We start from the raw sequence: 22564 nt of genomic DNA, 5'->3' as shown, positions 1-22564 counted from the left end.
GCGGGCTGTATCAGAGTTTTCAGGTCTCGCGCCCAGCGAAGTAAATTGACTCCGGACTGTACAATTATTACAATCCCGCCTCTTTATTAAAGACACATTGAGGCGTCGGTCGTTTTACTGGCCCGAAAACGCGTCACCCAGTGAAATTTTTCAAGTTTAGGTAGAAATCGCCATGAAACGCACTTTTCAACCGTCCGTACTGAAGCGCAACCGTTCTCACGGCTTCCGTGCTCGTATGGCTACTAAAAATGGTCGTCAGGTTCTGGCACGTCGTCGTGCTAAAGGCCGTGCTCGTCTGACCGTTTCTAAGTAATAAAAGCTAACCCTCGTGGTTAAGCTCGCATTTCCCAGGGAGTTACGTTTGTTAACTCCCGCTCATTTCACTTTCGTCTTCCAGCAACCTCTTCGGGCTGGCACGCCGCAAATCACCATCCTCGGCCGCCTTAATTCGCTGGGGCATCCCCGCATCGGTCTTACCGTCGCCAAGAAGCACGTGAAACGCGCCCATGAACGCAACCGGATCAAGCGATTGACCCGCGAAAGCTTTCGTTTGCGTCAACACGAGCTACCGCCGATGGATTTTGTCATCGTGGCGAAAAAAGGGATTGCTGACCTCGATAACCGTGCACTGACGGAAGCGTTGGAGAAATTATGGCGTCGTCACTGTCGCCTGGCGCGCGGCTCCTGATCGCCCTGATACGCGTTTATCAACGCGCCATCAGCCCACTGCTGGGACCTCATTGCCGGTTCCATCCCACCTGCTCGCAGTATGGGGTGGAAGCTGTACGCCGCTTCGGCATGTTAAAAGGCAGTTGGTTGACGATTAAACGCGTATTAAAATGCCACCCTTTGAACCCGGGTGGCGACGATCCGGTGCCGCCAAAAACCTTTGATACCAGAGAACATTAACGATGGATTCGCAACGCAATCTCTTTCTCATCGCTTTTCTGTTCGTGTCTTTTATGATCTGGCAAGCCTGGCAGACGGACCACGCTCCGCAGCCACAGCAGACCCAGACCACGCAGAACACAAGCAGCGCAGCGGGTGATGCCGCCTCTTCCGGCGTGCCGGCTAGCGGCCAGGGCAAAACGATCACCGTTAAGACTGATGTCCTGTCACTCAACATTAATACCCGCGGCGGTGATATCGAGCAGGCACAGCTGCTGACTTACCCGGACAAACTGGGTTCAGACGCGCCGTTCCAGCTGCTGGAAACCACTCCGGCCTTCGTTTATCAGGCGCAGAGCGGCTTAACCGGCCGTAACGGTCCGGATAACCCGAACAACGGCGCACGTCCGCTGTATACCGCTTCCCAGGATCACTTCGAGATGGCCGATGGCCAGACCGAGCTGCGCGTGCCGCTGAGCTGGACCGGTGAGAACGGCGTGGTTTACACCAAAACCTTCGTGTTCAAACGTGGCGAATTCGCGGTTAACGTCGACTACAACATCAATAACGCCTCGCAGCAGCCGCTGGAAGTGGCGATGTTTGGTCAGCTGAAGCAGACGATCGATCTGCCGAAGCATCGCGATACCGGCAGCAATAACTTTGCGCTGCACACTTTCCGTGGTGCCGCTTACTCGACCAGCGATGCGAAGTATGAAAAATACAAATTCGATACCATCGCTGATAACGAGAACCTGAACACCACCACCAGCAACGGCTGGGTGGCGATGCTGCAGCAGTATTTTGCGACCGCATGGGTGCCGCGCACTCAGGGTAACAATACGCTGTACACCAGCAATCTCGGCAATGGTGTGGCGGCAATCGGCTATAAGTCGGCGCCTGTGACCATCGCCGCCGGCGCGCAGCAGGATCTCGGTGCCACTCTGTGGGTGGGTCCGGAAATCCAGGACAAAATGGCCGCTATCGCGCCGCACCTCGATCTGACTGTGGATTACGGCTGGCTGTGGTTCATCTCTCAGCCGCTGTTTAAGCTGCTGAAATTCCTGCACAGCTTTATCGGTAACTGGGGCTTCTCCATTATCGTTATCACCTTCATCGTGCGTGGCATCATGTACCCGCTGACCAAAGCGCAGTACACCTCGATGGCCAAGATGCGTATGCTGCAGCCGAAGATTCAGGCCATGCGTGAACGTCTGGGTGATGATAAGCAGAAGCAGAGCCAGGAGATGATGGCGCTGTATAAGGCGGAGAAAGTGAACCCGCTGGGCGGCTGTCTGCCACTGGTTATCCAGATGCCAATCTTCCTGGCGCTGTACTACATGCTGTCCGGTTCCGTTGAACTGCGTCATGCTCCGTTTGTACTGTGGATCCATGACCTGTCCGCGCAGGACCCGTACTACATTCTGCCGGTCATCATGGGTATCACCATGTTCTTCATTCAGAAGATGTCACCGACCACCGTGACCGATCCGATGCAGCAGAAGATCATGACTTACATGCCGGTTATCTTTACCGTGTTCTTCCTGTGGTTCCCGTCAGGTCTGGTGCTGTACTACATCGTCAGCAACCTGGTAACCATTCTCCAGCAGCAGCTGATTTATCGCGGGCTGGAAAAGCGTGGTTTACACAGCCGCGACAAGAAGAAAGCGTAACGCCCGGCAACGCTGAGCAGGACGCAACATCTCCAGGGGCGGCATTTATGCCGCCCTGTTTTTTTTGGAAGAAGGTACTTATGAGCCACAGTGACACTATTGTTGCCCAGGCGACGCCTCCCGGCCGTGGTGGCGTCGGTATTCTGCGTATTTCCGGTGGCAAAGCCGCTGAGGTGGCGCAGGCCGTGCTGGGCAAGCTGCCAAAGCCGCGCTACGCCGACTATCTGCCCTTTAACGATGCTGATGGCAGCGTGCTGGATCAGGGCATCGCGCTGTGGTTCCCGGGTCCGAACTCCTTTACCGGCGAAGATGTGCTGGAGCTGCAGGGCCACGGCGGTCCGGTGATTCTCGATCTGCTGCTGAAGCGCATTGTGGCGCTGCCGGGTGTGCGCATTGCGCAGCCGGGCGAGTTCTCGGAACGCGCCTTTCTGAATGACAAGCTCGACCTGGCGCAGGCTGAAGCGATTGCCGATCTGATTGATGCCAGCTCCGAGCAGGCCGCCCGCTCCGCCGTCAACTCGCTGCAGGGTGCCTTTTCACTGCGCGTTAATGCGTTAGTGGAAGCACTTACTCACCTGCGCATCTATGTGGAAGCGGCGATTGATTTTCCGGATGAGGAGATCGACTTCCTTTCCGACGGCAAAATCGAAGCGCAGCTGAATGCGGTGATCGGCGATCTCAACGGCGTCCGCGCCGAAGCGCGTCAGGGCAGCCTGCTGCGTGAAGGGATGAAAGTGGTGATTGCCGGTCGTCCCAACGCCGGGAAATCGAGCCTGCTCAACGCACTGGCCGGACGCGAAGCAGCGATCGTCACGGATATCGCCGGCACCACGCGTGACGTGCTGCGCGAGCACATCCACATCGACGGCATGCCGCTGCACATCATCGATACTGCCGGTTTGCGTGAAGCCAGCGACGAAGTGGAACGTATCGGCATTGAACGCGCCTGGCAGGAGATTGAGCAGGCGGATCGCGTCCTGTTCATGGTGGATGGCACCACCACTGACGCCACTGAAGCCGCCGCCATCTGGCCTGATTTCGTGGCGCGCTTACCGGCCGCGTTGCCAATTACCGTGGTACGTAATAAAGCGGACATGACGGGTGAAACGCTGGGCCTGACAGAAGTAAATGGCCACTCACTTATTCGTCTGTCGGCGCGCACCGGCGCTGGCGTCGATACGCTGCGCGAGCACCTGAAACAGAGCATGGGCTTCGCCGGCAATATGGAAGGCGGCTTCCTCGCGCGTCGCCGCCATCTGCAGGCGCTGGAGTTAGCAGCCACTCACTTACAGCAAGGCAAAGATCAGCTGCTGGGAGCCTGGGCGGGCGAACTGCTGGCCGAAGAGCTACGGCTGGCGCAGCAGGCGCTGAGTGAAATCACCGGCGAGTTTACCTCCGACGATCTGCTGGGCCGGATTTTTTCCAGCTTTTGTATTGGTAAGTAAAACAAACCTTTATATTAATGGCTGGCGGCGTCTTTACCGTTCGTCAGCCACTCCACGCTGTTCTTCCCGGTATTATTAACCCGCGTTAACCCCAGTTCACTACCGCCAGTTGCGCGTGAAGCCGGGCTTACCTGCGATAGCGGGTAAACCTTGCTTCACACGCAATAGCGTGTAATGGTATCACGATTGCCAGACTGGAGCGCCGCTATGAAAATCACCAGCGCCAAACAATTAAGTTCATATCTCAAAGATAGAAGACTCACAGAGGCACTCTCGCAAGCGAAAGTCGCCAGCAAAATTGGTATACGCCAGGATACCGTCTCGAGCTTCGAGCTACAGCCAGAAACCACCCGACTGGACACACTGTTTCGTATTCTCGCTGCTCTGGATCTGGAAATGGAGATAAAACCCCGTGGTTTGCCATCGGCCAAACAGGACCCGGACGGCTGGAAGGAGGAGTGGTGATGACAGAACTGGATGTCTACATGAACGGCTATCGGACAGGCGTTTTCAGCAGGGCAGCAACCGGTGCACACACCTTCAGATATTATGAGAGCTGGCTGAATCAGCCGGGTAGCCGACCGATATCCCTCTCCATGCCTTTGCGCCACCAGCCTTACAAGGGCGCGGAGGTCTATAACTTTTTTGATAACCTGCTGCCTGATAACCCTGAAATTCGCGCACGTATTCTGTCTCGCTATCAGGCCAGCTCCACCCAGCCCTTTGACTTACTCGCAAAAGTCGGCAGCGACACCATTGGTGCGCTGCAATTGTTACCGCCTGACAGTAAACCGCACACTGTCCGAACGATCGATTACCGCCGGTTAAGCGATAGCGAACTGGAAAAAATCCTTTCAGGCTATCAGTCAGGCGCACCGCTTGGCATGCTGGAAGAGCTGACGGATTTTCGTATTTCACTGGCTGGCGCGCAGGAGAAAACGGCGCTGTTACGCATCGATCAACAGTGGTGCCTGCCGCAGGGCAATACGCCCACCACCCACATTTTAAAATTGCCGATTGGCAATATTCAGAGCCATTCGCATCGCATCGATCTTTCAGATAGCGTGGAGAATGAGTGGCTTTGTACGCTGATTGCCAGAGAATTTGGCCTGGCAGTTCCCCCTTGCTTTATCGTAAACACCGGGAAAATTAAAGCACTGGCCGTGGAGCGGTTTGATCGGCGTTATGCATCGGATGGACAGTGGATCATGCGGTTACCCCAGGAAGATTTTTGTCAGGTGCTGAATGTGCCCGCAGCAGGAAAATATGAAAGCCACGGCGGCCCGGGCATTTCTGCGATTATGGATTATCTCCTGAATTCAGTTAATGCAGAACAGGATCGATATGATTTCATGAAAGCTCAGGTCCTGTTTTGGCTGCTGGCGGCCACCGATGGCCATGCCAAAAACTTTTCTATTTTTATCGAAGCGGAAGGACGTTTTCGCCTGACGCCGTTTTACGACATTCTTTCCATTTATCCCGTGATTGGCGGTGCGGGATTACACATTCGTGATGCAAAGCTGGCAATGGGACTGAACGGGAGCAAAGGCCGGAAAGCCGCCATCGAACACATTTTTCCCCGCCATTTTATAGAAACCGCAAAAACGACAAAATTTGCCCTGACGGCGATGGCACACATCCTCGATGAGTTCAGAGCCAGAACGCCAGAAGTGATCCAACGCGTGCAGGAGCAAATCCCTGCAGCCTTCCCGTTACGCGTGAGCCAGACCATCCTCAATGGCTTTAAGGCGCGGGCCGCGCGTCTGCAGCAGTAAACGTTCAACGGTTGTCATGCGTGTTTGTTATTTGGCGCGCCTTCGCCTTTGTCGTATAACGGTTGAGGGTCGCCGCGTAAACGCAGCGGCCACATCCATTATTCATGCTAAAAATCAGGCGCAGGTTGTTGCCTGAACAGGAGAGAAACATGAGTACACCGCTCGACAGCGTGGCGCTGAACGCGCTGTTTACTGAAGCCCGCACCCATAGCTACTGGCAGGATAAACCGATTTCGCAGGAGGTGCTGAAGCAGCTCTATGCGCTGACGGCGCTGGGGCCGACCTCAGCCAACTGCTCGCCGGGCCGCTTTGTGTTCGTGACGTCTCAGGAAGGTAAAGAGAAGCTGAAGCCGGCGCTCTCCTCAGGCAATGTGGATAAGACCATGGCGGCACCGGTGACGGTGATTGTGGCGTGGGATCCGACCTTTTATGAAGCACTGCCAAAACTGTTCCCGCATGGCGATGCACGCAGCTGGTTTACCAGCAGCCCGGATTTGGCCAAAGAGACCGCGTTTCGCAACAGCAGCCTGCAGGCGGGCTATCTGATTCTGGCGGCCCGCTCGCTGGGACTCGATGCCGGCCCGATGTCCGGTTTTGATCCGGCTAAAGTTAACGCCGCGTTCTTCAGCGAAAATAACTGGCAGGTCAACTTACTGATCAACCTCGGCTATGGCGAAGCCAGCAAGCTGCATCCGCGCCTGCCGCGTCTGAGCTTTGACGAAGCCAGCAAATTTGCCTGATGCGTTAAGCCGCGCAGCCGCCCGACGCGCTGCGCCATGACTTAGCCCAGCGAGTGAAAACCGCTGTTGAAGTAGACCATCGGCGCTGTCGCTTCGCCCGGCAGCGCAATACCCACGATACGCGCCAGCAGCACGCTGTGGGTGTTCCACTCCACCGTTTTTTCCAGCTGACAATCGAAGCTCACCAGCGCATCAGCCAGCACGGGCGCGCCCGTATTAAGGGTTTGCCATTCACCGCTCTGGAAACGCTCAGCACGGCGCGTCGGCGAGCTGAATTGCGCGCATAGGTCATCGTGCTGCTCGCGCAGAACGTTCACGGCAAAGTAGCCCGCCTGCAGAATGGCATCGTGGCTTGATGCGCTGCGGTTAACGCAGACCAGCAGGCTGGGCGGTTCCGCTGCCAGCGAGCTGACCGAGGTGGCGATCAGCCCGAACTTTTCTCCGCTGGATGAGGTGGTCACCAGCGAGACACCGGCAGTGAGACGGCGCATGCCGTGACGAAATTCATCCAGCGAGATCGATTCCTGGCGAGCAAGAGAGGTAACAGACATAACAACTCCGACGTGCATGGTTTGCGATGCGCACGATTGGCAGATAGGTGAATAATTTAAGCACTTCATTGTGCAGCTCTTTCCTGTCCAAATCCTACACCACATCCGCCGCTTCGGCACCCCATCCGACACCAATGTGCAAAAGCCTCATATTCAATTGCAGCTCATGGCAATGAGATTCGCCTCGTCCTTATCTGAATTTACTGGCTATCCAGCGTAAGCCGGATGCAAACCCATGAGAAAATTCTTACAATAGCCCTGATGATTATCCGACCATTTTCACGGAGCGACAGATGGCTAGTCATTTTGTTCGTTGGGTGGTTAACCCGCCCCTCACCCCAGAGACCATGCGGGTTCCACAGGATGTGATGACCAGCGCCGGGCACCTGCCTGATAAGCGCCGCGGCCGCTTTCTTGCCGCACGCGCGCTGCTGGCCCAGCTGATGCTGCGCGTCTATGGTATTCGTGACCTGCCACCGCTGATCGCCAGCAGCAGCGGTCGTCCCTGCTTTGCCGATCCTAATCTGCCTGACTTCAGTATCTCCTATGCCGGTAACATGGTCGGCGTGCTGCTGGCGGAAGAAGGCGGGCGCGCTGGCCTGGATATGGAAATCGTCCGGGCGCATAGCCGTCAGGCGCAGGATGCCCTCACGCAGGGGCTGTCATCGGGTGAAAAGGCGTGGATTAACGCCCAGCAGGATTTTATGGAAGCGGTGACGCAGATCTGGACGCTACGCCAGAGCATCCTCAAACTGACCGGCGAAGCCAACAGCGGTATTGATGCGCTGCGGCTGCATCCGGCGGCCGGCCGGCTGCGATCCAGCGTCTATCCCGATATTCAGGCGGTGTGTGATGCCGAGCCGACGCTGGTGTGGTCCTGCGCGCTGTCGCCCGGCACTGAGCGTTTACGGCTGTGGGAGATTGATGCGCAGCAGCAGTGGCAGTCGCTGCGCGATGTGGAGATGAGCAAACCCAACATCGGGCCGCGCACCCTGCGCCTCACCAGCCTGCCCGGCGAGCGTGTCGCCAGTCAGCCGGAAGTCAGGCATCCCGGATAACCAGGCCGCACCCGCGGCCTGTTGCGTTTAGTGCGCGTCGATAAAAGCGATTTTCAGCACAAACAGCAGCGCCACCACCACCACGCACGGGCTGATTTCACGCCAGCGTCCGGTGCCGAGTTTCATCACGCAGTAAGAAATAAAACCGAGCGCAATACCTTCGGTGATCGAGAAGCTGAACGGCATCATCGCCGCCGTGACAAACGCCGGCACCGCTTCGGTGAGATCGTCCCAGCGCACGCGCGCCAGCGAAGCCGTCATCAGTACGCCGACATAAATCAGCGCGCCGGCCGCCGCATAGGCGGGCACCATGGCAGCCAGCGGCGACAGGAACATCACCAGCAGGAACAGGATGCCGGTCACTACCGCCATCAGGCCGGTACGGCCACCAATCGCCACGCCGGATGAGCTTTCGATGTACGCCGTCACCGAAGAGGTGCCGATCAGCGAACCGGTGACGGAGCTGATGCTATCCACGTACAGCGCCTGTTTCATGCGCGGAAAAGTACCTTTCTCATCGGTCAGGCCCGCTTTATCAGTTACGCCAATCAGCGTACCGGATGAGTCAAACAGATTGACCAGCATGAAGGCAAAGATCACGCCCGCCATGCTCACGTTGAACGCGCCTTTGATATCGACCTGGCCGACCACCGAGGTGATAGCCGGCGGCGCGGCGAACAGCCCGGTAAACTTCACGTCGCCCAGCAGCAGACCGATCGCGGTGGTCACTACAATAGAAACCAGCACCGCCGCGTGGATGTTGCGCGACGCCAGAATCGCAATGATAAAGAAGCCGAGCGCGCCGAGCAGCACGTTGTGCGAGGCCAGGTTGCCGACGGTCACGATGGTGTCCGCGTTGGGCACAATAATGCCGGCGTTTTTCAGCCCCATCATGGCGATGAACAGACCAATACCGGCGGTGATGCCCACGCGCAGGCTGAGCGGAATATTGGCGATCATCCAGTAGCGTACGCGCAGCAGCGTCAGGATCAGCAGCCCCAGCGCGCCCCAGAAGATCGCGCCCATACCAACCTGCCACGAGTAGCCCATCGCACCCACCACCACAAAGGCAAAGAAGGCGTTGAGGCCCATGGCCGGTGCCAGCGCCACCGGCAGATTGGCCACCAGCCCCATCAGGATGCTGCCGAACGCAGCAATCACGCAGGTGGTGACAAACACCGCCTGGGTGTCCATGCCTGCGGCACCAAGAATCTGCGGGTTAACGAAGACGATGTACACCATCGTCAGGAAAGTAGTGAAACCGGCAATCACTTCGGTGCGCGCGGTGGTTCCGTGTTCCTGCAGCCTGAAAATACGCTGCAAAAGGCCCTGCTCGTTCATTTCGCTGTTCCGATGAAAAATTTATCGCCGCGTATCCTATAGACTTTAGCGCCGCAAAACACTGATTTTTCGCAACCGGTTGCCTGGGGTCGCTTTCTGCGCTGAGTGCGCTAGAGTGACAGCTTATTGTTTACTAAAAGGATGAGGTGCGATGTCAGTTGAATGTATCTTTTTTGATTGCGATGGCACGCTGGTCGACAGCGAAGTGATCTGCACGCAGTCCTACGTCAACACCTTTGCCCGTTACGGTATCGAACTCTCGCTGCAGCAGATGTTTGAGCAGTACAAAGGGGTGAAGCTTTACGACATCATCCGCGATGTGACGGCACAGCATCAGGTGACGCTGCAGCTGGCTGAGGTGGAAAGTGCCTACCGCGCGGAAGTGGCGCGCCTGTTTGATCTTGATCTGCAGCCGATTGCCGGCGCCAGAGCGCTGGTGGAGCGAGTGAAGGTGCCGATGTGCGTGGTGTCGAACGGTACGGTGAAGAAGATGGAGCATTCACTGGGGCTGACCGGCATGCTGCCGTATCTGAGCGGACGCCTGTACAGCGGCTATGACATTAATCACTGGAAGCCGGATCCGGAGCTGATGTATCACGCGGCGGAACAGATGCAGGTGCCGATTGAAAAGTGCATTCTGGTGGATGATTCAGAGGCTGGCGCGCGGGCTGGCATCGCCGCTGGCATACCGGTGTTTTATTACTGTGCCGATGCACACAATCCGGTGATTGATCACCCGCTGGTGACGCGTTTTGACGATATGGCGCAGCTGCCAGCACTGTGGCGTGCACGTGGCTGGGATTTGGTCAGGTAGGTGCGCGCAGCCCCCTCATCCCAGCCTTCTCCCGCCAGCGGGAGAAGGGGCCGATCGAGCGGGTGTTAAGGTGAAGCACAGGTTTGTAAAACCGCACTGAACGGTTCCCTCTCCCGTTTGCGGGAGAAGGGGCCGATCGAGCGGGTGTTAAGGTGAAGCACAGGTTTATGAAACCGCACTGAGCGGTTCCCTCTCCCGTTTGCGGGAGAAGGGGCCGATCGAGCGGGTGTTAAGGTGAAGTACAGGTTTATGAAACCGCACTGAGCGGTTCCCTCTCCCGTTTGCGGGAGAGGGTTAGGGTGAGGGGAAAAAATCACCCAATCGCGCCCAGCGAATCCTCATTGCCCTGGCTTTTTGGCAGCAGGAACAGCGTAGCGACAATATCCAGCAGGTAAATCAGCGCCAGCAGCGTAATCGCAGCAGTGAACGAAATATGCGTGGCCAGCATGCCGATCACCAGCGGGCCGAAACCGCCGACGCCGCGGCCGAGGTTAAACAACACATTCTGCGCAGTGGCGCGCGCCTGCGGTGGGAAAGTGTCCGAGATCAGCGCGCCGTAGCCGCCAATCATGCCGTTAACAAACATCCCCATGATGGCACCGGTAAACAGCATCACCGTCGGGTCGCGCAGCTGGGCGTAAACCACCACCATCGCCACGGCGCCAAACTGGTACAGCAGGAAAATCTTCCAGCGCGCAAAGCGGTCCGCCAGCACGCCGAACAGCCAGATACCAAACGTCATGCCCACCACCGTAACGGCCGTCCACAGGCCGGATTTGGTCAGGCTGAAGCCGAAGCTGGAAGAGAGATAGCTTGGCATCCAGATCATCAGGCCGTAATAACCGAAATTCTGCACCGAACAAAGAATCAGAATGCCGAGGCTGGCTTTGCTGGTGGCGCGATCGGCAAACAGCAGTTTAATGCGCGCGGAAAAGGAGAGCTGCGGGGCTTTTTCCACATGGCGGGTGAAGGCTTCCGGCTCGCCCATGCTGCGGCGAATCACAAACGACACCAGCGCCGGCAGCAGGCCAACCAGGAACATACCGCGCCAGCCAATCACGCTCAGCAGCAGCGGCGTGATAAAGGCCGCCAGCAATACGCCGAGCTGCCAGCCGATACCCACCCACGCCGAGGCGCGGTTGCGCTTCTCCTTCGGCCAGGCTTCGGCAATCAGCGCCATGCCGATGCCAAACTCACCGCCCAGCCCCATGCCGGCCAGCGTACGATACGCCAGCAGATCCCAGTAGCCCTGCGCAACAGCGCACAGCCCGGTGAACAGCGAGAACATCAGGATGGTGACGGTCAGAATGCGGATGCGGCCATAGCGATCGCTCAGATGACCAAACACAATGCCGCCGACCACCGCGCCGATCAGCGTCCAGGTTACCAGCGAGCCGGCCTGCGACGCATCCAGCGCCAGCGACACGCTGATCGCCGGCAGCATAAAGCCCAGAATCAGCAGATCAAATCCATCCATGGCATAGCCGCTGACGGCAGCCACCATCGCTTTCGCCGGCGTAACGGCGGTTTTGTTGTTATTTGCAGAGGACATAAAACAGCACCTGGCAGAAAAATGTGCGCCAAGTATAAAGAGAGCGGCAGGTTGAGAACAGGCAGAAATCAAGCGCACTGCCTGTCAGCCTCAGCGCTAACAGGCAGTCATCACGTCAATCAGGAGGGTTTATTGCTGCCGTCGTCGCCCGACAGCAGTTCATCCAGCTTGTCACCGCCAACGTGACGGAAATCCTGACCTTTCACGAAATAGAAGATAATTTCGCAGATGTTCTGGCAGCGGTCACCGATACGCTCGATGGCACGCGCGCAGAACAGCGCGGTGAGCACGCTGGGAATGGTGCGCGGATCTTCCATCATGTAGGTCATCAGCTGGCGCACAATGCCTTCGTACTCTTTATCCACCTTTTTGTCTTCGCGGTAGATCTTAATGGCTTCGTTGAGATCCATGCGCGCGAAGGCATCCAGCACGTCGTGCAGCATCTGCACGGTGTGATGCCCGAGCGACTCAAGGCTCACCAGCAGCGGCAGATGCTGCTGACCGAACTTCTCCAGCGCGGTACGGCTGATCTTCTCCGCCACGTCGCCGATGCGTTCCAGCTCCGAAATGGTTTTGATGATCGCCATCACCAGACGCAGGTCGCTGGCGGTAGGCTGACGCTTGGCGATGATGCGCACACAGGCTTCATCAATCTCCACTTCCATCATGTTGACCTTCTGGTCACCGTCGATCACCCGGCGTGCCAGTTCGCCATCCTGGTTATGCATCGCGGTGATGGCATCGGTAAGCTGCTGCTCCACCATGCCACCCATGATCATCACCTGAGTACGAATGTGCTCCAGCTCCGCGTTGAACTGACCGGAGATATGTTTGTTCAGATTTAAATTATCCATGTTTCTCTCCTGAATCAGCCGTAACGACCGGTGATGTAATCTTCTGTCTGCTTCTGCGCTGGCTTGGTAAACAGCGTGTCGGTGTCGCTGAACTCAATCAGCTCGCCCAGATACATAAACGCCGTGTGATCGGAACAGCGCGCCGCCTGCTGCATGTTGTGGGTCACGATGACCACGGTGTAATCCTGCTTCAGCTCGGTGATCAGCTCTTCGATGCGTCCGGTAGAGATCGGGTCCAGCGCCGAACATGGCTCATCCAGCAGCAGCACTTCCGGGCGAATCGCGATGCCGCGCGCGATGCACAGGCGCTGCTGCTGACCGCCGGAGAGACTGTAACCGCTCTGGTGCAGCTTGTCTTTGGTTTCATTCCACAGCGCGGCTTTGCTCAGCGCCCACTGCACGCGCTCATCCATATCGGCACGCGACAGCTTCTCAAACAGCCGCACGCCAAAGGCGATGTTGTCATAAATCGACATCGGGAACGGCGTCGGCTTCTGGAACACCATGCCGACGCGCGCGCGCAGCAGGGCGATATCCTGATGCGATGCCAGAATGTTGTCGCCATCCAGCAGAATTTCACCCTCAGCACGCTGCTCCGGATAGAGCGAGTACATTTTGTTGAAGGTGCGCAGCAGGGTGGATTTGCCGCAGCCCGACGGACCGATAAACGCCGTCACCTGGTTTTTGGCGATATCCAGATTAATGTTCTTCAGCGCGTGGAACTTACCGTAGTGGAAGTTCAGATTGCGCACCTGAATTTTACCGGCAGAAGGAGTTGCCATACTCATTGCTCATCTCTCATGTGCAGCGCCGCCGAAGCCGCGCCGGAAAATTAGTGTTTGCCTTTGGCGAAAATCACGCGCGCCACGATGTTCAGCAGCAGCACGCACAGCGTAATAATCAGCACACCGGCCCACGCCAGGCTCTGCCATTCGGCAAACGGGCTCATGGCGAATTTGAAGATGGTCACCGGCAGGTTGGCCAGCGGCTGCATCATGTCGGTGCTCCAGAACTGGTTCGACAGCGCGGTGAACAGCAGCGGTGCGGTTTCACCGGCAATGCGCGCAATCGCCAGCAGCACACCGGTAATGATGCCGGAGACCGAGGCTTTCAGCGTAATAGCTGAGATCATCTTCCACTTCGGCGTGCCCAGCGCATAAGCCGCTTCACGCATGCTGTCCGGCACCAGCCGCAGCATGTTCTCGGTGGTACGAATCACAATAGGCACCTGTAGCAGCGCCAGCGCTATCACACCGGCCCAGCCGGAGAAGTGCTGCATCTGCGCCACCACGATGGTGTACACGAACAGGCCGACCACAATTGACGGTGCGGACAGCAGGATGTCGTTGATGAAGCGAATCACTTCCGCCAGCCAGTGCTTGCGGCCATATTCTGCCAGGTAGATACCCGCCAGAATGCCCAGCGGCGTGCCAAAGAAGGTGGACCAGAAGATCAGCAGGCCGCTGCCCGCCAGGGCGTTCGCCAGACCACCGCCCGCGGTGTTGGGCGGCGGCGTGGATTCGGTTAACAGCGTCCAGCTCAGGCCATCGATCCCTTTCGTGACGGTGGTGAACAAAATCCAGATCAGCCAGAACAGGCCGAACGCCATGGTCAGCAGCGAGAGCGTCAGGGCAATTTTGTTTTTGGTGCTGCGCCACGCCTGCATTTTACGGCGTGAGGCTTCCAGCTCGGCGCGCGCCTGCATTTCAATTGCTGTCATGAACGGGCTCCTTCACTCTTCGCCAGACGCAGGATCATCAGTTTGGAGATCGCCAGAACGATAAAGGTAATCACGAACAGAATCAGGCCAAGCTCCATCAGCGCCGCCACGTGCACGCCGGATTCGGCTTCGGCGAACTCGTTCGCCAGCGCTGAGGTGATACTGTTGCCGGGCATAAACAGCGACGCGCTGTCCAGCTGGTAGGTATTACCGATGATAAAGGTGACCGCCATGGTTTCGCCCAGCGCGCGGCCGAGCCCCAGCATCACGCCGCCGATCACGCCGTTTTTGGTAAACGGCAGCACGATGCGCCAGATCACTTCCCAGGTGGTACAGCCGATGCCGTAGGCTGACTCTTTCATCATTACCGGCGTCTGTTCGAACACATCGCGCATCACCGAGGCGATGTAAGGGATGATCATGATGGCGAGGATCACGCCCGCCGCCAGAATGCCGATGCCGAAGGCCGGACCGGAGAACAGCGCGCCGACGATCGGGATATTTGCCAGCACGTCGCCAACCGGCGTCTGGAAATACTCCGCGAACAGCGGAGCAAAGATAAACAGGCCCCACATGCCGTACACGATGCTGGGAATGGCCGCCAGCAGCTCAATCGCGGTACCCAGCGGACGGCGCAGCCAGTTTGGCGCCAGTTCGGTCAGAAACAGGGCGATACCGAAACTCACCGGCACCGCGATGATTAAGGCAATCAGTGAGGTCATGAGGGTGCCGTAAATCGGCACCAGCGCACCAAATTCTTCGTTTGGCGCATCCCAGGTTTTGGTCCACAGAAAGGAGAAGCCAAATTTCTGGATGCTCGGCCAGGAGGAGAAAATCAGGGAGACGATAATGCCACCCAGCAGCAGTAACACGATTAGCGCGGAGAGCTTCACCAGCGCGCCGAATATCATGTCGCCTTGCTTGCCCGGTGCTTTAAACGTCGGCTTAGTGGCAGCCATAGAATTCTCGATCTCAGAGGGTAATCAGGGCGGCAACAAGGCCGCCCATCAGGCTGGCCAGCGCGGACGCTGGCCGGGTCATACACTTACTGGTACAGCGCTTTACCGGAACTGTCTTTGATGTTGGCTTTCCAGGCAGCACGAATCTGATTCGCTACGCTCTCTGGCAGCGCAGCGTAATCCAGCGCCGTAGCCGTTTTGCTGCCGCCTTTGTACGCCCAGTCAAAGAACTTCAGCACTTCACTGCCCTTCTCTGCATTCGCCTGCTCTTTGTAGATCAGGATGAAGGTGGTTGAAGTGATCGGCCATGCGTCGTTGCCTTTCTGGAAGGTCAGGTCCTGGGCAAAGGATTTGCTCCAGTCAGCGCCTTTGGCGGCGTTCGCAAAGCTGGCTTCGCTCGGTGCCACTGGCTTGCCATCGGCATCAACCAGTTTGGTGTAAGTCAGGTTGTTCTGTTTGGCGTAGGCGTACTCTACGTAGCCAATCGAGCCTGGCAGACGCTGTACAAACGCGGCCACGCCGTCATTACCTTTACCGCCCAGACCGGTTGGCCAGTTGACGGTGTTGCCTTTACCGATTTTGCTGTTCCAGGTCTCATTCACTTTAGACAGGTAGCTGGTGAAGACGAAAGAGGTGCCGGAACCATCCGCGCGGCGCACCACGTTGATGTTGGTGTCTGGCAGCTTCACGCCCGGGTTCAGTTTGGTGATCGCCGGATCGTTCCACTTTTTGATGGTGCCGAGATAGATGTCGCCGACCGTTTTACCGTCGAGCGTCAGCTCACCAGATTTAACGCCGGGAATGTTCACCGCCAGCACCACGCCACCGATCACCGTCGGGAACTGGAACAGGCCATTTTTCTGCAGATCTTCTTCTTTCATCGGCGCATCGGACGCACCGAAATCCACGGTTTTGGCGATGATTTGCTTCACGCCACCCGAGGAACCAATACCCTGATAGTTGATTTTGCTACCGGTGGCTTGCTGATACTCTGCTGCCCACTTGGCATAAACCGGTGCCGGGAACGTCCCGCCTGCGCCTGTCAGGTCGGTGGCTGCAAAAGCAGAAACCGCGCTTACTGCGAAGGTGGCGGCGAGAATTCGGGCTACGGTGCTACGCATCAGTGTCATGTTCCCTCCAGGGGATTAAAAATCAGGCTTGACGCCGTTTTAGTAAGAGTCATTGATTGCTGCTGGAGGCAAAATAGGACAGTTTGATGACAGTGAAATGTACGAATTGTGACAGTTATATGACAACCGGGTCGGCTGGCAAATCAGAGGTAATTAATGAAAACCACCGTGCTGCCGGTAAAGTTACCGGGACTGGGGGTTGTTGAGGAGAGCGTCGAAATCAGCGTGAACGGCGTCGTCACGTTAGCCCGCACTAATCGCGGTTTATTCAGACTCCCGTCAGCCAGTGATAACAGCGTACTGATGTTGTTGCTCAGTTTGAGGATATTGATCCCACCGGCAAGCGCAAAACTGATATTCACATCACGGTTGCAGAAAAGCGAGAAGTTAACGCTGGCTTTGGCGCCATTAACGGCGGCCGGGGCCAGCGTACCATGATTAATATTCAGCGCGGCTCCGCTTACCGAACAGGATACCGGCACCACCGGAATGTTGACGCAAGGTGCCCAGGGCGCAACCATTCCGGAATAGTCAGTTACGGTCGCGGAGGCTGTCACAAAGCTGCCGCAGTATGAACTGTAATAACGGGTATCTGAGTTACGCAGAAACTTGCCACCCCGACCATTAAAACGGATAAAACGTTCAGCCACCGAGGCCAGGCTCTCGCCCTGATCGACGTAAATTTGTGGCCCGCCCGCAGCGCTGAATACGGTGCCATGCCCGATAAACCAGGCGCTGACACCGATGCCTGCTGCGCAGGTTCTCTCTGAAGAGTTACAGCGGGCATAGCCGGATATCATACCGACATCCACCACTGACCAGGTAATTTCAACCTGGCTTGCGTTGACCCAGCGAATGCCATCCACGCGCGGGGCTTCCATCGCTTGCGCTGAAAAGAACAGCAGCAGGCCAGCGAAAAAAGCCAGATAGCGGAAAACAAGCCCTGTTAGCATTGGTCTAATCCTGTGGTTGCGTCAACGCCGATCATCTACTGGTACTCAACCACCAGCGCAGCAAAAGCAGAAAAGTCACCGCTGGTTAACACCGCGGCGTTTTTTTTCACCGGTACCACCTGAATGACGGGCAGCGCAGGAAAGGTAAACGGCAGCCAGTTATTCAGTGCCAGGGCGTTTTCGCCATTTTTACCGCTTAATATCTGAATCGCCAAATCACGCTGGCTGGTCGCCAGCAAAGCAGAATTAAATGCGCTTCCGGTGCCACTGATTTGTACACGCATACTCTTATCGGGATTATTGCTACAGGTTAACGTCCAGGAGACAGGTTTTCTGTAGCTGTCGCCATTGATTTGGGAAATAACCACTGAACCAAACTCCACTAGAATTGGCTTTTCGCCGTTAATCTGACATAACGGCGGCTCGATGAGTTTTCCACTGAAGTTAGCCTGCACGCTGAAAGCAGCCACTGCGCTATACTTCAGCATAGCGGGCAGCAATAGTGCCATTAACCACGTACGTTTCATTTATTGCAGTTCCACTACCAGTGTTGCCGCTGAAGTAAAACTTCCACCCGTTAAACTACTGCTGTTATCTTTCACCGGGACGGCCGTAATAACCGGCAGCGCGGGATAAGTAAAGTTTACCCAGCTGGTATTAATATTTAACCTTTCAGCGTTAGACTTAAAAAACGCAATACCTAAACCGCTGACTGATGCGCGTAACGCACCGCTATCAAAGCTGGCTGCATTCCCCTGTAGCTGGAGTTTAAGCGCATTAGAGGGAAGATTAGTGCAGGAAAGCGTAAATGACACAGGTTGCTGATACGCTTTCCCATCTATTTTATCGGTGCGCACATCACCGAAATTAACACTAATCGGCATACCATTATTTATTTTACAGTCGGCAGGTACCATCACGTTACCGGAAATATTCACACTGAATGACGATGCCAGTGCATCGGATAAAAGCATCAGACACAAAAAAGTAAATATGAAATAACGCGCCATAAATTCCTACATGCAGAGAACGAGTTTGGCTTGCTACATGCATCAGAAAGCTTATGACTGAAAGGTTAAATTAAAGTTAAACAAAAAAGAAGTGAAGGAGAGCCAGCGAATTATGAAAGTTGATTTCACATATCAGGAAAAAATTAATTCACAACGTTCACAGAATTCACGATTAATTTAATCGGAACAACAATGAGTTAAAAAAACCGGCCTGTTTCCAGACCGGGCTACGCTTATTCCACCGTAACCGATTTCGCCAGGTTACGCGGCTGGTCGACGTCGGTGCCTTTGATCAGCGCCACGTGGTAGGAGAGCAGCTGCAGCGGCACGGTGTAGAAGATTGGGGCAATCACCTCTTCAACGTGCGGCAGCGGGATGATTTTCATGCCTTCGCTGTCGCTGAAACCGGCATTCTGGTCGGCAAACACATACAGCAGACCGCCGCGCGCGCGCACCTCTTCGATGTTGGATTTCAGCTTCTCCAGCAGCTCGTTGTTTGGTGCCACCACAATCACCGGCATATCGGCATCAATCAGCGCCAGCGGACCGTGCTTCAGCTCGCCCGCCGCATAAGCTTCGGCGTGGATATAGGAGATCTCTTTCAGCTTCAGCGCCCCTTCCATGGCAATCGGATACTGATCGCCACGGCCGAGGAACAGCGCGTGATGCTTGTCAGAGAAGCCTTCGGCGAGATTCTCGATCACTTTATCCTGCGCCAGCATCTGTTCAATGCGGCTCGGCAGTGCCTGCAGCGCATGGACAATCTCATGCTCGGTGTCAGCGCGCATGCCGTGCAGACGGCCCAGCTTCGCCACTAGCATCAGCAGTACCGTCAGCTGGGTGGTGAATGCTTTGGTCGAGGCCACGCCAATTTCGGTGCCGGCTTTGGTCATCAGCGCCAGATCTGACTCACGCACCAGTGACGAACCGGCCACGTTGCAGATGGCCAGCGAACCGAGATAGCCCAGCTCTTTGGACAGGCGCAGCGCTGCCAGCGTATCGGCGGTTTCACCGGATTGCGACAGGGTGATCAGCAGGCTGTTTTTACGCACCGCAGATTTGCGATAGCGGAATTCGGAGGCGATTTCCACGTCACACGGGATGTTGGCCAGCGACTCAAACCAGTAACGCGACACCATGCCGGAGTTGTAGGAAGTGCCGCAGGCGATGATCTGGATGTGTTCCACCTGGCTCAGCAGCGTTTCCGCGTTAGCGCCCAGTTCGCTGAGATCAACAATGCCGTCATGAAAGCGGCCGGCCAGCGTGTTTTTGATGGCGTTCGGCTGTTCGTAGATCTCTTTCTGCATGTAATGGCGGTAAACGCCTTTGTCGCCGGCATCGTACTGCGCATTGGATTCGATCTCCGCGCGCTGTGCCTGGTTACCGTGGCGATCGATAATCGTCACTTCGCGGCGGGTAATTTCGGCAATATCCCCCTCTTCGAGGTAGATAAAGCGGCGGGTCACCGGCAGCAGCGCCAGCTGATCGGAAGCGATAAAGTTTTCGCCCACGCCGCGGCCAATCACCAGCGGGCTGCCGGAACGCGCAGCCACCAGCACCGACGGATCGCGGCTGTCCATGATCACCATGCCATACGCCCCGCGCAGTTGCGGGATCACCCGCAGTACCACTTCGCGCAGCGTACCGCCCTGTTTCTGCTCCCAGTGCACCAGGTGCGCCACCACTTCGGTATCGGTTTCGGAGGCAAAGCGGTAACCGCGTGCGATCATCTGCTCACGCAGCGGTTCGTGGTTCTCAATGATGCCGTTGTGCACAATAATAATGTGCTCTGAGACGTGCGGGTGCGCATTGGCTTCCGACGGCTCACCGTGCGTCGCCCAGCGGGTGTGCGCGATGCCGGTTCCGCCAATCAGCGGCTGCTGCTCCGCCGCTTCTGCCAGATTGGCCACTTTACCCAGACGACGCAACCGCGTCATGTGGCCCTGGCGATCGACAACCGCCAGACCGGCAGAGTCATAACCGCGATACTCAAGACGACGCAGCCCTTCCAGCAGAATTTCTGCGATATCACGCTGCGCTACTGCACCAACAATTCCACACATAGTAATTTCCTGACGTCATGGCTTTCGGCCATTGCGTTGTCATCTGACCTGATTGTTCCCCGAGCCTTGTAGAGAGTGGGGGATATCCCTTCCTATTCCAGGTTGCAGGTGCGTTAGCTGCCTGAAAACCGGAATATGTCGGGTTTTTAATACCGGGCCGATCTTTGCCGGCCCTGACATTTATTTTTTCTTAACCGGACGCTGCCAGCCAGACTTCTGATTTTGCTCTTTGCGGTTATAGACCAGATCGGCAGCGGTAACGTCTTTCATCACCGTTGTGCCGGCGGCGATGGTGGCGCCCGCCGCTACGCTGACCGGGGCCACCAGCTGGGTGTCCGAGCCGACAAACACGTTGTCGCCGATAATGGTTTTAAACTTGTTGGCACCGTCGTAGTTGCAGGTGATGGTGCCGGCACCGATATTCACGCCCGCGCCAATCTCCGCATCCCCGAGGTACGACAGATGGCCGGCCTTAGAGCCTTTACCCAGCGTCGCTTTCTTCATCTCGACGAAGTTGCCGACGTGCGCCTGTTCAGCCAGTTCGCTGCCCGGACGCAGGCGCGCAAACGGCCCGACGGTGCAGGCGGCGGCCAGCGTGGCATCTTCAATCACCGAATAAGGGCTGATTTCGCAGTCATCGGCAATCACGCTGTTTTTAATGATGCAGCCAGCGCCAATTTTTACCCGATGGCCCAGCGTGACGTTACCTTCAATGATCACGTTGGTATCAATATCGACATCACGACCGTGCTGCAGCGTACCGCGCAGATCGAAGCGCGCCGGATCGCGCAGCATGACGCCAGCCAGCAGCAGCTTTTCTGCCTGCTCGCGTTGATAAGTGCGCTCCAGAGTGGAAAGCTGCAGACGATTGTTCACGCCGTCGGTTTCGCTGATACGCGTCGGGTGCACTGCGTTGATCACGCGGCCTTCCTGATGCGCCATGGCGATGATATCGGTGATGTAGAATTCGCCCTGCGCATTGTGGTTGTTGAGCTGCGCCAGCCAGCGCTTCAGGTCGGCACCGTTGGCGATCAGGATGCCGGTGTTGATCTCCTGAATCTTCAGCTGTTCGGCTGACGCATCTTTTTGCTCCACGATGCCGGTGATGGTGCCGTTTTCGCGCACGATGCGTCCGTAGCCGGTGGGGTTATCCAGCACCACGGTGAGCAGCCCGATGCCGCCAGCGGGTTTGGCGTCGCGCAGACGCTGCAGGGTTTCCTGGGCGATCAGCGGGACATCGCCGTACAGCATCAGGATATCTTCGTCATCGGCGAAGAACGGTGCCGCCTGCTGCATGGCATGGCCGGTGCCGAGCTGTTCCGCCTGCAACACCCAGTTCAGCGGGTTATGCGCCAGTTTCTCCTGCAGCAATTCACCGCCGTGGCCGTAGACCAGATGCACCTGCTGTGCGCCGAGGCCGGTAGCGGCATCAATAACGTGTTGCACCATTGGTTTACCTGCCAGGCTGTGCAGCACCTTAGGCAGATCGGAATACATGCGGGTGCCTTTGCCAGCGGCGAGGATCACCACGCTCATTGCGCTTGTCGACATAACTATCCTGACTCAATTTAGCTTTCGAAAGTGTAAGGTTTACCCCTGAGATTACTACATTTTTCTCCGTGCGAAATTAGCGGAAGAGGATGAGTGGTGGCGAGTGGCCAGCACGGGTCGCCGCGGAGGGCATAAGGTAAGGGCGTTGCGCCATTTTCGGTCGCCATAAATGGCGCCCCTACGGGGTGATTGTGCGGTTTTGGACAGCATGCGCATTTATGCGTACCGACATTTGGTCGCCATGAATGGCGCCCCTTATATCCCGATCATTCTCCTCCGGGTATGATGATCCCCGACTGATCATCGGGAAGTTGCTGGTGAGATGGGGGCGCCCCCTGGGCATAAAGCCTGCTTCGTAGATTTATCCCCGGCAACTTAACTCCCGCCTTCAAGACCGGACGGTATCCTGTGCCCCGAGCACGCATCCATAAGGATGGTCATGGCGGTTTCCCTGTGCTGTTAAGGAGAATCTATGCAAACCCGTATGCCT

General features: G+C 56.7%; 23 protein-coding genes. 10 read left to right on the top strand and 13 right to left on the bottom strand.

Translation table 11 applies throughout. The annotated features are described in order from the left end of the window. Window positions 1-172: 172 nt before the first annotated feature. The 8 genes from rpmH (at window position 173) to C1Y43_RS20255 (ending at window position 6518) form a co-directional block, all read left to right on the top strand. A complete protein-coding gene (gene rpmH / locus C1Y43_RS20290) occupies window positions 173-313 on the top strand; it encodes a 50S ribosomal protein L34 (RefSeq protein WP_000831330.1) in 141 nt (46 codons plus the stop codon). Between the two features lie 15 nt (window positions 314-328). After that, on the top strand, window positions 329-688 hold the full coding sequence (rnpA, locus tag C1Y43_RS20285; RefSeq protein WP_040679622.1) for a ribonuclease P protein component: 360 nt from the start codon (window positions 329-331) through the stop codon (window positions 686-688). Then, window positions 652-909 carry a membrane protein insertion efficiency factor YidD gene (gene yidD, locus C1Y43_RS20280; RefSeq protein ID WP_071813586.1) on the top strand — a complete coding sequence of 86 codons (258 nt, stop codon included), beginning with the start codon at window positions 652-654 and terminating at the stop codon, window positions 907-909. Before rnpA ends, yidD begins: the two co-directional genes overlap by 37 nt. 2 nt (window positions 910-911) lie before the next feature. Then, window positions 912-2558, top strand: coding sequence for a membrane protein insertase YidC (yidC, locus tag C1Y43_RS20275; RefSeq protein ID WP_021506916.1), 1647 nt, complete (start codon window positions 912-914; stop codon window positions 2556-2558). An 80-nt stretch (window positions 2559-2638) separates the two neighbouring features. Continuing rightward, a complete protein-coding gene (mnmE, locus tag C1Y43_RS20270) occupies window positions 2639-4003 on the top strand; it encodes a tRNA uridine-5-carboxymethylaminomethyl(34) synthesis GTPase MnmE (protein WP_021506917.1) in 1365 nt (454 codons plus the stop codon). A 207-nt stretch (window positions 4004-4210) separates the two neighbouring features. Further along, window positions 4211-4468, top strand: a complete 258-nt coding sequence (locus C1Y43_RS20265; protein WP_104189496.1) for a helix-turn-helix domain-containing protein — start codon at window positions 4211-4213, stop codon at window positions 4466-4468. Beyond that, window positions 4468-5778: a type II toxin-antitoxin system HipA family toxin gene (locus C1Y43_RS20260; protein ID WP_104094319.1), complete on the top strand. Its 1311-nt coding sequence runs from the start codon at window positions 4468-4470 to the stop codon at window positions 5776-5778. The genes C1Y43_RS20265 and C1Y43_RS20260 overlap by 1 nt, the downstream gene beginning before the upstream one ends. 149 nt (window positions 5779-5927) lie before the next feature. Then, a complete protein-coding gene (locus tag C1Y43_RS20255; protein ID WP_021506918.1) occupies window positions 5928-6518 on the top strand; it encodes a malonic semialdehyde reductase in 591 nt (196 codons plus the stop codon). Between the two features lie 41 nt (window positions 6519-6559). Here C1Y43_RS20255 and C1Y43_RS20250 read toward each other — a convergent pair whose 3' ends face one another. Beyond that, window positions 6560-7069 (bottom strand): flavin reductase family protein, encoded by a 510-nt coding sequence (locus tag C1Y43_RS20250; protein WP_031279601.1) that lies wholly within the window; start codon window positions 7067-7069, stop codon window positions 6560-6562. Window positions 7070-7362: 293 nt separating this feature from the next. On the opposite strand from C1Y43_RS20250, the gene C1Y43_RS20245 reads away from it, so the two are divergent. Then, a complete protein-coding gene (locus tag C1Y43_RS20245; protein ID WP_031279602.1) occupies window positions 7363-8127 on the top strand; it encodes a 4'-phosphopantetheinyl transferase superfamily protein in 765 nt (254 codons plus the stop codon). Between the two features lie 27 nt (window positions 8128-8154). Here the strand turns inward: C1Y43_RS20245 and C1Y43_RS20240 are convergent, their stop codons facing one another. Further along, the gene (locus C1Y43_RS20240) at window positions 8155-9468 is read right to left on the bottom strand and encodes an NCS2 family permease (protein ID WP_058770726.1); all 1314 of its coding nucleotides are present in this window, start codon (window positions 9466-9468) and stop codon (window positions 8155-8157) included. Between the two features lie 151 nt (window positions 9469-9619). Here C1Y43_RS20240 and yieH point away from each other — a divergent pair, with 151 nt between their 5' ends. After that, the gene (gene yieH, locus C1Y43_RS20235; RefSeq protein ID WP_104189494.1) at window positions 9620-10282 is read left to right on the top strand and encodes a 6-phosphogluconate phosphatase; all 663 of its coding nucleotides are present in this window, start codon (window positions 9620-9622) and stop codon (window positions 10280-10282) included. Window positions 10283-10595: 313 nt separating this feature from the next. On the opposite strand, the gene C1Y43_RS20230 is transcribed toward yieH, so the two are convergent. The 11 genes from C1Y43_RS20230 to glmU all read right to left on the bottom strand — a co-directional run bounded on the left by C1Y43_RS20230 (window position 10596) and on the right by glmU (window position 22074). Further along, the gene (locus tag C1Y43_RS20230) at window positions 10596-11834 is read right to left on the bottom strand and encodes an MFS transporter (protein ID WP_104189492.1); all 1239 of its coding nucleotides are present in this window, start codon (window positions 11832-11834) and stop codon (window positions 10596-10598) included. 119 nt (window positions 11835-11953) lie between these two features. Then, window positions 11954-12688 carry a phosphate signaling complex protein PhoU gene (phoU, locus tag C1Y43_RS20225; RefSeq protein ID WP_021506924.1) on the bottom strand — a complete coding sequence of 245 codons (735 nt, stop codon included), beginning with the start codon at window positions 12686-12688 and terminating at the stop codon, window positions 11954-11956. A gap of 14 nt (window positions 12689-12702) precedes the next feature. Beyond that, window positions 12703-13476: a phosphate ABC transporter ATP-binding protein PstB gene (pstB, locus tag C1Y43_RS20220; RefSeq protein ID WP_021506925.1), complete on the bottom strand. Its 774-nt coding sequence runs from the start codon at window positions 13474-13476 to the stop codon at window positions 12703-12705. 44 nt (window positions 13477-13520) lie between these two features. After that, window positions 13521-14408 (bottom strand): phosphate ABC transporter permease PstA, encoded by an 888-nt coding sequence (gene pstA, locus C1Y43_RS20215; protein ID WP_104189490.1) that lies wholly within the window; start codon window positions 14406-14408, stop codon window positions 13521-13523. Next, the gene (gene pstC / locus C1Y43_RS20210; protein ID WP_104189488.1) at window positions 14405-15367 is read right to left on the bottom strand and encodes a phosphate ABC transporter permease PstC; all 963 of its coding nucleotides are present in this window, start codon (window positions 15365-15367) and stop codon (window positions 14405-14407) included. Before pstC ends, pstA begins: the two co-directional genes overlap by 4 nt. 86 nt (window positions 15368-15453) lie before the next feature. Continuing rightward, entirely contained in the window at window positions 15454-16497 is a 1044-nt protein-coding gene (gene pstS / locus C1Y43_RS20205; RefSeq protein ID WP_021506928.1) for a phosphate ABC transporter substrate-binding protein PstS, read from the bottom strand. A gap of 143 nt (window positions 16498-16640) precedes the next feature. After that, window positions 16641-17450, bottom strand: coding sequence for a hypothetical protein (locus tag C1Y43_RS20200; protein ID WP_104094320.1), 810 nt, complete (start codon window positions 17448-17450; stop codon window positions 16641-16643). 35 nt (window positions 17451-17485) lie between these two features. Further along, on the bottom strand, window positions 17486-17977 hold the full coding sequence (locus tag C1Y43_RS20195) for a fimbrial protein (protein ID WP_104189486.1): 492 nt from the start codon (window positions 17975-17977) through the stop codon (window positions 17486-17488). After that, complete coding sequence (locus C1Y43_RS20190) at window positions 17978-18460, bottom strand: fimbrial protein (protein WP_058775623.1); 483 nt, start codon at window positions 18458-18460, stop codon at window positions 17978-17980. It abuts the gene before it with no gap. Between the two features lie 233 nt (window positions 18461-18693). Next, window positions 18694-20523: a glutamine--fructose-6-phosphate transaminase (isomerizing) gene (glmS, locus tag C1Y43_RS20185; protein ID WP_104189484.1), complete on the bottom strand. Its 1830-nt coding sequence runs from the start codon at window positions 20521-20523 to the stop codon at window positions 18694-18696. A gap of 180 nt (window positions 20524-20703) precedes the next feature. Then, on the bottom strand, window positions 20704-22074 hold the full coding sequence (glmU, locus tag C1Y43_RS20180) for a bifunctional UDP-N-acetylglucosamine diphosphorylase/glucosamine-1-phosphate N-acetyltransferase GlmU (protein WP_104189482.1): 1371 nt from the start codon (window positions 22072-22074) through the stop codon (window positions 20704-20706). Between the last annotated feature and the right edge of the window lie 490 nt (window positions 22075-22564).

The sequence above is a fragment of the Pantoea sp. ICBG 828 genome, assembly GCF_002928355.1.
Lineage (GTDB): Bacteria > Pseudomonadota > Gammaproteobacteria > Enterobacterales > Enterobacteriaceae > Pantoea > Pantoea dispersa.
Note: the sequence above shows the minus strand (reverse complement) of the source record. Positions and strands in the feature narration are given on the sequence as shown.